This is a genomic window from Bradyrhizobium altum (assembly GCF_020889705.1).
Lineage (GTDB): Bacteria > Pseudomonadota > Alphaproteobacteria > Rhizobiales > Xanthobacteraceae > Bradyrhizobium > Bradyrhizobium altum.
Window position 1 is genome coordinate 1 of sequence record NZ_JACMYP010000277.1, and the last position, 11,243, is coordinate 11,243.

Annotated in this window: 6 protein-coding genes and 3 pseudogenes; 3 read left to right on the forward strand and 6 right to left on the reverse strand. The window is 63.5% G+C overall.

Annotated features, from left to right (window positions below; genetic code table 11):
* Together meaB and H8B02_RS39530 are read left to right on the forward strand one after the other, a co-directional pair.
* The coding region (gene meaB, locus H8B02_RS39525; protein ID WP_229171129.1) for a methylmalonyl Co-A mutase-associated GTPase MeaB at window positions 1-863 on the forward strand (863 nt) is incomplete at its 5' end.
* A complete protein-coding gene (locus H8B02_RS39530; RefSeq protein WP_229171130.1) occupies window positions 860-1,507 on the forward strand; it encodes a pyroglutamyl-peptidase I in 648 nt (215 codons plus the stop codon). The genes meaB and H8B02_RS39530, both read left to right, overlap by 4 nt.
* Before the next feature lie 174 nt (window positions 1,508-1,681).
* Here the strand turns inward: H8B02_RS39530 and H8B02_RS39535 are convergent, their stop codons facing one another.
* The 4 genes and pseudogenes from H8B02_RS39535 to H8B02_RS49180 form a co-directional block, all read right to left on the reverse strand.
* The gene (locus H8B02_RS39535; RefSeq protein ID WP_229171131.1) at window positions 1,682-2,929 is read right to left on the reverse strand and encodes an adenylate/guanylate cyclase domain-containing protein; all 1,248 of its coding nucleotides are present in this window, start codon (window positions 2,927-2,929) and stop codon (window positions 1,682-1,684) included.
* Window positions 2,926-3,315, reverse strand: coding sequence for a response regulator (locus H8B02_RS39540; protein ID WP_229171132.1), 390 nt, complete (start codon window positions 3,313-3,315; stop codon window positions 2,926-2,928). The genes H8B02_RS39535 and H8B02_RS39540 overlap by 4 nt, the downstream gene beginning before the upstream one ends.
* Window positions 3,312-5,875 (reverse strand): annotated as a pseudogene (locus tag H8B02_RS39545) (GAF domain-containing protein). Before H8B02_RS39545 ends, H8B02_RS39540 begins: the two are co-directional and overlap by 4 nt.
* Window positions 5,870-6,448: pseudogene (locus H8B02_RS49180) on the reverse strand (GAF domain-containing protein); the annotation flags it as partial. The pseudogenes H8B02_RS49180 and H8B02_RS39545, both read right to left, overlap by 6 nt.
* Before the next feature lie 959 nt (window positions 6,449-7,407).
* Between H8B02_RS49180 and H8B02_RS39555 the strand changes: the two are divergent.
* Window positions 7,408-8,777 (forward strand): annotated as a pseudogene (locus H8B02_RS39555) (TIGR03808 family TAT-translocated repetitive protein).
* Between the two features lie 8 nt (window positions 8,778-8,785).
* Here H8B02_RS39555 and H8B02_RS39560 read toward each other — a convergent pair.
* Together H8B02_RS39560 and H8B02_RS39565 are read right to left on the reverse strand one after the other, a co-directional pair.
* Entirely contained in the window at window positions 8,786-9,280 is a 495-nt protein-coding gene (locus H8B02_RS39560) for a TIGR03809 family protein (RefSeq protein WP_229171133.1), read from the reverse strand.
* 542 nt (window positions 9,281-9,822) lie between these two features.
* Window positions 9,823-11,243 (reverse strand): S8 family serine peptidase (locus tag H8B02_RS39565; RefSeq protein ID WP_229171134.1); only part of this gene is annotated, 1,421 nt, incomplete at its 5' end.

Consider the following 11,243-nt stretch of genomic DNA (forward strand, 5'->3'; position numbering starts at 1 on the left):
CGCGCGAGCTGGTGCAGGCGCTGCTGCCCGACACCGGCAAGGCGGTGCGGGTCGGCATCACCGGCTCGCCCGGCGTCGGCAAGTCGACCACCATCGATGCGCTCGGCATGTTCCTGATCGAGCACGGCCACAAGGTCGCGGTGCTGGCGGTCGATCCGTCCTCGGCGCGCACCGGCGGCTCGATCCTCGGCGACAAGACCCGGATGGCGCGGCTCGCCGTCTCCGACCAGGCCTTCATCCGCCCCTCGCCCTCCTCGGGCACGCTCGGCGGCGTCGCGGCGAAAACCCGCGAGGCGATGCTGTTGTGCGAGGCCGCCGGCTTCGACGTGGTGCTGGTCGAGACCGTCGGCATCGGGCAGTCCGAGACGGCGGTCTGCGACATGACCGACTTCTTCCTCGCGCTGATGCTGCCGGGCGCCGGCGACGAGCTGCAAGGCATCAAGAAGGGCCTCGTCGAGCTCGCCGACATGATCGCGATCAACAAGGCCGATGGCGACAACCTCAAGCGCGCCAACCTCGCCGCCGCCGATTATCGCAGCGCGCTGCATATCCTCGCGCCGCGCTCCGAACACTGGCATCCGCCGGTCGAGACCTATTCGGCGCTGACCGGCGCCGGGCTCGACCGGCTCTGGCAGAAGGTCCTCGACCACCGCACCGCGATGAACGCCTCGGGCGAATTCGAGGCCCGCCGCCGCGAGCAGCAGGTGAAGTGGATGTGGTCGATGCTGGAAGGCCGGATGATGGCGCGGCTGCGCTCGGACGCTGCGATCCGCGCCAGGGTCAAGAAGATGGAGACCGAGGTCGCCGGCGGCCGCATCTCGCCGGCGGTTGCCGCCGAGCAGATCGCGGAGATGCTGCATTGAGCGGCAATCTGCGCATCCTCGTGACCGGCTTCGGGCCGTTCCCGGGTGCGCCGTTCAACCCGACCATGGCGCTCGTGAAGCGGCTGACCGGGTTGCGCCGGCCGGCCTTCGACAGCGTCGTGCTGACGAGCCACATCTTCGACGTCACCTACGCAGCCGTCGATCGCGAATTGCCCGAGCTGATCGCACGACATCGCCCGCAGGCGCTGTTGATGTTCGGCCTCGCCGGCCGCACCTCGCACCTGCGGATCGAAAGCCGCGCCCGCAATGCGGTGACGACGCGCTTCCCCGATGCCGGCCGCCAGCACGCGCGCAAGGCATCGATCGAGAGCGGCGCCGATGCGCAGGTGTTCGGGCCGCACAGCGAAAAGCTGCGACGTTCCGCGCTGGCCACCGGCATCGATGCACGGATGTCGCGCGATGCCGGCAGCTATCTCTGCAACTATCTGAGCTGGCGCGCGATCGAGGCCGTCAACGGCGACAACGGCCTGCACCTCGCACAATTCGTCCATGTTCCGCCGCTCGCCCATGACGGCACGACCGCATCAGGCAAATCATCCATCACGCTGGAAGCGCTGGTCGATGCCGGCGAAGCCATGCTGCTGGAGCTGGTGAAGCTGACCCGGCAGGCCGCGCGCGCGTGAGCGATGCGGATTGCGCCGTGTCCTCAGCGGGACGCTGCGTCGTTTGAGGTCCGCCAATGCCTCAACAGCGACGCGGAAGCGGACATCGCCGGGGGACGCAGCGTTGGACCATGACCGGACATTCTTCTCATTCGATGATGCGAGGCGCGGCGGGGCGAAAGGCTGCATTCCGCACTATTGCTCAAACTGGATGCGCGCGCTTTTGGCTCCGTTCAATAGCCGTCTGAGATGAAAGCCGGCAAGTGGATCGCCAGGGCTCGTTCCGACCAATGCTGCAAACGCTGGCATCGCCGCAGCGTCTTCGGCCTCCAATTTGGCAAAGGCATCGCAATATTGCGCCGTTGCCGGCCTCTCGAATGTCGTTTCAATCAACGGCTCATAAGCCCGTAGCATTTCGCTGCGCCCGCGCAATAACAGATCGCCGATCGGCCTGCCGCGAAATTCCCTGGCGCCCTCCGCGACCGCGGCGCTGACGCAAATACGGGTACCGAGAAACTTGTTGGCGGCCTCAAGCCGCGCCGCAGTGTTGATCGTATCGCCATAGGCGGTGTAGTCGAAGAAGCGGCCGCCGCCGAAATTGCCGACCAGCGCAAGCCCGGCGTGAACGCCAATGCGGGTTACTCCGAAATTGACGCCCTTGGACTTCCAGCCCTCGCGAAATCCCTCAACCCAGGTATCGAGCGCATGTGCGCAGGCAACGGCGCGAGTCGCATAGTCCGGCTGATCGCCCGGTGCGTTGAAAAGAATCTGGATAGCGTCGCCGATGATCTTGGCGACCGTTCCCTCGTGCGCAAACACGACATCGGTCATGCCGCCGACATACTCGTTGAGCAGCGTGCCCAGCACATCGGGCGTGGCCGTTTCCACCAGCGACGTGAAGCCGGCAATATCGGTGAAGATGGTCGCGACATCGCGCCATTGCACATCCATGCCTTCGCCTGCGGCAGCAAGCCGTGAGGCGATTTGTGGAGAGAAATATCGCGAAAGCGACGCGTGAGCGCGCTCGGCCTCGAGCTGACGGCGACGCGCCTCGCGCATCGCCTCAACATGCCGGATGGTTTTGTCGATCGTCAATTCCAGATCGGCGAAGTCGATCGGCTTGGTCAGGAAATCGAACGCTCCGCGATTCATCGCGGTGCGGATGTTGCTCATGTCGCCATAAGCCGAGACGATGATCGTCGATTTCTTTTCCTCCGCCTCCTGCAGCTTCTGCAACAGCGACAGGCCATCCATTCGCGGCATGTTGATGTCGGACACGACCATGTCGACATGCGGATGATCTGCGATCGACTGCAATGCCTCCACGCCGTCATGGGCGAACACGAAGCTCACCGCGCCCTCGCGGATCTGCTTGCGGAACTTCTGCAACACAAGAGCCTCGAGGTCTGGCTCATCGTCGACGACAAGAATGGTTGCGGTCATGCGGCTTGCCCAAGACGTGCATCGATCTCGTGACGCAGCAGCGCGAAATCGATCGGTTTGGTCAACAACCCCACCGCGCCTCGCTCCATCGCCCGGCGGCGCGTGGCAGCGTCGCCATAAGCAGTGATCATGATGACTGGAACATCGGGCCGTTCCGCGCGCACCTTCGGCAGCATTTCAAGCCCGCTCATGCCGGGCATGTTGATGTCGGACAAGATCAAGATCAGCGTCGGATCCTTGATCTCGCCGGCGCGTGCCAGCGCATCAGGCGCCGAGGCGGCAAATTCCATGGAGAAACGTCCGGATTTTATGTCGCGCCGGAATTGCTGGCGGAACAGTTCTTCGACGTCAGGTTCATCGTCGACGACCAGTATGTAAACGCTCAATTGCGCTCTCCAGCCCGGGTCTTTGCCGCTGCGCGAGGCAGCGTGATGATGAACTCGGTAAATTGTCCTGGTTCGGTGTCGACCTCGATCTGGCCGCCATGCTGTTTCACGACGATGTCGTGGCTCATCGACAGACCAAGTCCGGTGCCTTCGCCTGCAGGCTTGGTGGTGAAGAAGGGATTGAACATCTTCTCTTTAACCTCCGGTGGAATCCCCGTGCCGTTGTCGCGAATCCGGATTTCAACCCTGTTGCCGAGGTTTTTCGTCGTCGCCGTAAGTGACGGCTCGAAGCCTTCGTCGCCGATCTCGCCACGCTTGGATGCCGCGTAAAACCCGTTGGAAATCAAATTCAGAAGCACCGCGTGATCTCCTGCGGGTAAAGATCGATGATTCCGGCAGATGGATCGAAGTCGCGGCTCAGCGTAATGTTGAACCCGGATTTCTCGGCCCGCGCGCCGTGGTAGGCCAGATTCAAACTCTCCTCGACAATGGCGTTGATATCAGCGGCCCGCTGTTCTCCTGCACCTTCGCGCGAGTGCAGGAGCATGTTCTTGACGATCGAATCGGCGCGCTTGCCGTGCTGCACTACCCTTTCGAGATTGCCTTTGAGCATTTGGGTGAGATCGTCGATCTCCTCTCGGGCCTTGTCGTCGATTGCGAGCGATCGAAGCAGGTCGTTGAGTTCGTCGATCAAGTCGCCGGACAGCGACGAGAAATTGTTGACGAAGTTGAGCGGGTTCTTGATCTCATGCGCGATGCCGGCCGTAAGCTGGCCGAGCGAAGCGAGCTTTTCGGTCTGCACCAGACGATCCTGCGCGGTGCGCAGCTCCTCCAGCGACAGAGAAAGCTCTTTGGTTCGCGCCTGCACCTCGTCAAATAGCCGGGCGTTCTCGATCGCGATCACGGCCTGGTCGGCAAAGGTTTGCATCAAATCGAGTTGCCCTTGCGACAGTCTGAAGCCTGGAGTGGGGTGAGTGAGGATGATGGTGCCTATGCCGGTGGCCTGGCTGACGAGCGGCACGAAGGTGATTGATCGGAAACCGCCGACCGTGCCAATACTCCGGGTGAATACAGGCGTTTCGGGCAGCAAAATATCTGGAATTTCGACGATTCGTCGCTCGATAATGGCCTTGGCCGAAGGCGAACGCTGCGGATCGAATGGGATCGGATACATGGTCCGGGCGCGTTCATGATCGAAGGTAGCAACGAGCTCCGCACTGGCATTCCAGTGCATTTGGCCCTCCTTCAGCATCGTAATCGTCGCCGAGCAGGGGGCGAACAGCGTTGCCGCACTTCTTACGATCGATTTGAATACCGGCTGCACATCATACGGCGAACTGGCGATCACCTTGAGAATATCGGCGGTCGCGGTCTGCCGCTGCAGGGATTCGCTGAGATCGTCGGTGCGCTCGCGCAACTCGCTTAGCAGGCGGGCATTTTCGATGGCAATCACCGCCTGATTGGCGAAGCTCGTCACCAAATCGATTTGCTTGTCGGAAAACGATTGGCGGGTTTGCCGAAAAATCGCAATCACGCCGACGAGCACATCTTCCTTCAGCATCGGTACGAGCAGGATCGCCTTCGCGCCGCCGAGTTCGACCAGTTCCAGGAACGGGCGGAAGCCCGTGAGGTAGGCCGGCTCCTGCCTGACGTCAACGACCTGAACGTGTCGCCGGGTCGCAATGACCCGCCCCAACGGATCTATAGGCGGCGGATAGATCACCGACTGGCGCAAGAACGTTTCCGCGAATGCCGGCGGTAGATTGATTGTGGACGTACAACGGAAGCCGCCATCTTCATTGAGAACAAACAGATTTCCGAATTGCGCGGTGCAAATATTGGTCGCGCTGGCCAGAATTGTCTGGAACACGGGATCGAGTTCGCCCGGCGAGCGGCTGATGACCTTGAGCACCTCGGAAGTCGCGGTCTGGTGCTGTAGGGATTCGCTGAGATCGTCGGTGCGCTCGCGCAATTCGCTTAGCAGGCGGGCATTCTCGATGGCAATCACCGCCTGATTGGCGAAGCTCGTCACCAACTCAATCTGCTTGTCGGAGAACGCGTGAACCGTCTGCCGGAAGATCGCGACCACGCCGACAATGTCCTTTTCCCTTAACATCGGCACGAGCAAAAGCGTTCGCGCGCCGCCGAGTTCAACCAGTTCTACGATTGGCGGGAAGGCCGTGAGATAAGCGTGCTCCTGCTTGACGTCGGTGACATGGACGAGTTGCCGGCTGGCAATCAACCGCCCTAAGGGGTCGATCGGGGGCGGGTAGATGACCGGATTGCGCAAAAAGGTTTCCGCGAAAGCCGACGGCAGGTTGAAAATTGAGGCGCAGCGGAAGCCGCCGCTTTCGTAGAGGAGCAGAAGGCCGAATTGGGCATCACAGATCGTGCTCGCGCTCGAAAGGATGGTCTGGAACACAGGATGGAGTTCACCGGGCGAACGGCTGATCACCTGCAACACCTCGGAGGTTGCGGTCTGATGCTGCAGCGATTCTTGCAAGTCGGCGGACTTCGCCTGCACTTCGTCGAACAGGCGGGCGTTCTCGATCGCGATCATCGCCTGGTCGGCAAAGGTCTGCACCAGATCGATCTGGCTTTGGGGGAACAGGCCGGGCTCGGGCCGCGTCAGCACCAGCACGCCCTCAACCTTGTGGTCCCTGAGCATTGGCACGCCCAGCGTCCCGCGAATGCTGTTCAGGGAATTCACGGGCATTTGCATTTCAGGGTCGGTGAGAACGTCGGCGATAACCTCGACCTTCCCCGATGCGATGACGCGCGAGGTGGCGGAACCGCGGCCGGCTCTTGGCGGGTTTGCCGCCCAATATTGCAGGAATTCGGGGGTGGTGCTGGACGCCGCTCTCAGCGGAAACACGTCGCCTTCACGAAGGAAGATGGACCCCCGATTGGCGCCGCACAATTTGACGGCGGACGTTATCAACGTCTTGAGAACGCTTTGGAGGTCGAAGGTCGAACGGCTGATGACCTTGAGCACGTCGGCGGTTGCGGCCTGCTGGGCAAGGGACTCGTCGAGCCTGCGTTGCAGATCAGCAATGACCCGCTTGGGAGCTTCGGCAATGTCGTCGGTCACAATGAAACTTCCAAAATGAACGGGCGAGACCCCGGGCGACACCTGGGTTTCGCTCCCGATACATCAAAGCATGGCGACCCAGCATCAGCCAAGAGGAGCCGGGCTTCAATCGACCGAAATGTCCGAACGAAATGTCCGAAAAGGATCAAAACCAGCAACGCTCTGCTCACGCATAAGGTTGCCTGCGTGACCCCCAACAGCCGACATCTGCGCCCTATCCGCATGCGCCCCAACTTTTCAACGAGCCTTGATAACTTCCGATTCTCAGAAACTAGCTTGACATGCACCCCAAATCACGTCTATGAATCCGCTGTCCCGCCCGGCAAGAGGGGCGTATCGCGATCGTCACGAACGTGCGGCGGGATGCGGTGGACGCTGATGGCGCAACTGACGAGTGCGCGTGAAGCGGACGGTGAAGTCGTGTGGTCCTGACGCCCTAGTGGTAGGTGTCTCCCCGCAAAGCGCGAAAGCGTTTTTGCGGAGACGGTGACAAGCAAGCCCAGTCTCGCCGGGGAGAGCGCGAAGTAAGTCGTAACCCATCGCGCAGGGAAAGCCGGATTGCTCCGGTTACACCTGTGGTCCTACCCCCGAGCTTTCTACCTTTTGCTCGGGGCCCATGGGTGCGATCGGCACCCGGCTTTCCCTGCGCCATCCGTTCCAGAGAGGGCGAAACGAAATCCAAAGCTCGCACGATTCATGTCGCGAGAACATGAAGCTGCGTCCTCACCACATCATCCAGTACGCCGCGGCCTCTCGGCTCAAGCACCGGCGTCTCTGGAATACTGGATCACCCGCATGCGCATGCGCGGGTGATGACAGCGTGGCGGGTGATGACACCGTGAAATCGCTGTTTGACAATCTGAATCGGCTGCACCGGGGGTTAACCCTACCGCCAACAATCGCTCCGCTGCGTCGGCGTGTTCACCATGCCGCGCTGCATTTCGCGCTACCACTCGACCCGCGAACGTCACCGCTCGCGACTATTTGCGAGGGCTGTGCCCATGGACGTCAACCGCCGCCATCTGATCGGAGCCTCCGCCGCCGGCGTCGCCGGTGCGCTTGCGATGTCGCCGGATGCGGCGCGCGCCGCGCAATCTGCCGGCTCGCTCGCCGCGACGTCACGCAATATGGCGTCCGCCCCGGCAGCCCAGACGATCAGACCCGCAATTTGCAGCGCGCGATCGACGACGCCGCGCGTGCGCAGGTGCCGCTGGCGTTCCCGCCCGGCGTCTACCGCACCAGCCTGTTGCGGCTTGCGCCCGGCAGCCAGCTGATCGGCGTCCGCGGCGCCAGCCGACTGGTGTTCAACGGCGGCGCCTCGCTGCTGGAAGGCGAAGGCGCCGGCGGCATCGTGCTGATGGGCCTGAGCTTCGACGGCGGCAACGTCCCCCTGCCGGCGCGGCGCGGCCTCATCCATTGCCTGTCCGGCCGCGACATCCGTATCACCGATTGCCAGTTCACCGGCAGCGGGGGCTCCGGCATCTGGTTCGAGCAAATGTCGGGCGACGTCAGCAACAACATCTTCACCGACATCGCGTCGACGGCGCTGGTGTCGTTCGACGCGCTCGGCCTGATGGTCGCGCGCAACACCATCAAGGGCACCAACGACAACGGCATCGAGATCCTGCGCACCGCGATCGGCGATGACGGCTCGATCGTCGCCGACAACCGCATCGAGGACGTCAAGGCCGGTCCCGGCGGCTCCGGACAGTACGGCAACGCCATCAACGCCTTCCGCGCCGGCAATGTGATCGTGCGCGGCAACCGCATCAAGAACTGCGACTTCTCGGCGGTGCGCGGCAATTCGGCCTCCAACATCCACATCACCGACAACAGTGTCAGCAATGTCCGTGAAGTCGCGCTCTATTCGGAGTTCGCGTTCGAGGCCGCGGTCATCGCCAACAACACCGTCGACGGCGCCGCGATCGGCGTCTCCGTGTGCAATTTCAACGAAGGCGGCCGCATCGCGGTGGTCCAAGGCAACATCATCCGCAACCTGCTGCCGAAGCGCCCTGTTGGCACCGACCCGAACGACGGGGCCGGCATCGGCATCTATGTCGAGGCCGACAGCGCCGTCACCGGCAACGTGATCGAGAACGCGCCGACCTTCGGCATCGTCGCCGGCTGGGGCCAGTATCTGCGCGACGTCGCGATCTCAGGCAACGTCGTGCGCAAGGCTTTCGTCGGCATCGGCGTCTCGGTGGTGCCGGGCGCCGGCACCGCGCTGATCAACAACAACATGATCTCGGAAACCCCGCGCGGCGCGGTGGTCGGGCTCGATCACGCCCGCCCGATCACGACCGACCTGTCAGTGGGCGGCGCCCAGGAATATGCGCAGCTCGTGGTCGGCACGAACGCGGTGCGGCGCTAGCTCATCACCTACAGCGCGTTGCGCAGCAGCGGATAGCGCCGCTGGATGGTGTCGAGATCGAGCACCGGCGGCGGCATGACCGGAGGGGGCATCTCCAGCGGCGGTGCGTCGGCCACAACGGGCGGCTGCTCGAGGACCTCGGCCGCCGTTTCCATCGCGGCCGCGACCGCGGTCATCGCCGCCTCCGCCAATGTCGCAGCCTCCGAGCGGCGCTCTGGCACCGACGAGATTTCGGGCGGCGGCAGTTTCGACTTGCCGCGGCCGAGCCAAGACAGATCGATCGGCGAATTGTCGAGGGAAGCTTCGCGGGTCAGCAATTCGCGCCAGATGTCGACCGCGGCCCTTGCTTCCCTGATGTTCTCGAGAAAGGCCTGCTCGCTGTGATAGCGGCGCCAGCGTCCGGTTTCGAACAGCTCGTTGAGGTGCTCCAGCCTTTGCTCGGCAAGGTTGCACCAGCGTGCAACGATCTCCTGGCCTCTGGCCACGTCGGTCCGATGTGTCATTCAACTTGCCCGCAGGGAAAGAAACGGACGCAGACGCAACCGAACCGAATCAACTGGACGCGACACTGATATTCTGTGGAAAAGGTAAATAAAGTCTAACTAAATTCTTAATCGCGGACAGGCGATGAAGGAAGTCCGCTCGACTACGGAGTTTCTTGCCCGAACCATCGTCAGGTCATCGACTTGCATGGTGGCGATGTGTGCCGCTCCCGAACGCTGCGCAGCCGAACGATCCACAGCAAACAGCCGCAGCCATCGCGCGCATCCCGCCGCGATCACGCAGCGTGACCGCGTCCGGCCAGTCCGTCATACGAGGTAGCCCCCAAAATGAAAGACCCGTCCGGGGGGACAACCGGACGGGTCAAAGCCATATGGGCGCTTGGGGTGGATGGGCGCTCGCGCCTGATACAGCCGGGGAGGGATAAACCGCTCCCACACACATAAGTCGTGAGAGGACGGCGGACGTTCAAATCGCCGGCGATTTTTTTAACCTTTTCGTCGCCCGGTTCCATCGCACCGTTGCCGGCGCTCGGCACCGGAAATCACTGCGCAGCACGGTGATTTGCCGCGGAATCGTCCGCTGCGATCGACGGCGCGGGTTCATTCAACGTGCGGCTCACGGAAGTGTTATTGCCGTCCGCTGCCTGTGCGGGCTGCGACGGTTTGTCCACGGTGGCCGCGACGGGTGCATTGGCGGCCGCCATCACCGCAGCAAGCGCGTCCGCCTCCCCCGCCCCGAACAGATCGTCACGCCCGGGTGTCCCGAGATCGCGGGCCGTGCCGGTCAGGACCTTCCGTACCTCGGCGGGCTTCAATGCCGGACTGCGCTCCAGCACCAGTGCCGCGATGCCGCTGACGAACGCGGCCGAAAAGGAGGTGCCCGACATCAGCTGATATTTGCCGTCCGGCACCGGCTCGAGGAGATCGGCGCCCGGCGCTGCCAACGCGATGTAGCTGCCGCGGTTCGAGGCCGCCATCAGCCGCTCGCCGGCATCGATGCCGCCGACCGCGATCACATCGGGATTGGCGGCCGGATACAGCGGCGGCGATTTCGCCCCGGCATTGCCGGCCGCGGCAACAAGCACGACGTCCCTCGCCGCGGCGGCGGCTACGGCGCGCGCGACAAGTGCGTCCTGCGGTCCGGCAAAGCTCATGTTCACGATCTGCGCGCCGTGCGCCACCGCGTAATCGAGGCTCCTGAGGATCACATAGGAGGTGCTCTCGGCGCCGCCGGCGGCCGCACCGAAGGCGCGGATCGCCAGGATCCGCACTTCCGGCGCACTCCCCGTCAGCCTGACGCGCGCCGCGATCACCCCGGCGACGGCGGTGCCGTGGGCATGTGGGCCATCCTTGCTGCCGAGCGCATCGAATGTATCCGCGACCGTGTTGGCCAGTTCCGGATGGTCGGCATCAATGCCGGAGTCGATGACGGCGATGGTGACGTTCATCCCACGCGCCAGCCTGTGCGCCTCGGGCAGATGCAGCTGGGTCTGGGCGTATTGCGCCGGATCACTGCCGCCCGCTGCCGGCTTCTGGTCCTGCAGCGCGTAACGGTAGTTCGGCTGCACGGAGCGGACGCTGCTGTCGCTTGCGAGGTCGCGGGCCACCGCGTCGGCGGAGCGATTGCCGGCCGTGCGGAACAGGCCGATCGCAGCGTCCAGCAGCGGGATGTTCTGCGAGGCGATCCGCCTCAGGCCATGGCGACGCGCCAGCGCGTCGGTCTGGGTCTCGGTCAATGCGCCGTCGATCTCCGCCACGAGCTCGTTCGGCACGGTTCGCGTGGCCGCAACGTCCTGCGCGCGGCTGCTGCCGCCACCGCCGGCCCTGCCCTTCCTCGCAGCGCCCTTGCCGCCACCGTTCACGGAGACCGGCCGGCTGGAGCATTGGCGCGTGCCGTCATCGCAATCGGCGGAGAGACGGGGGGCGTCACGCGCACGGGGCGGCGGCATGCTCGATCGCGGTC

What these genes read in the sequence shown, in the direction of transcription:
- H8B02_RS39560 (WP_229171133.1), bottom strand. Translation starts at nt 9,280, where the DNA reads ATGACACATCGGACCGACGTGGCCAGAGGCCAGGAGATCGTTGCACGC.
- H8B02_RS39535 (WP_229171131.1), bottom strand. Translation starts at nt 2,929, where the DNA reads ATGACCGCAACCATTCTTGTCGTCGACGATGAGCCAGACCTCGAGGCT.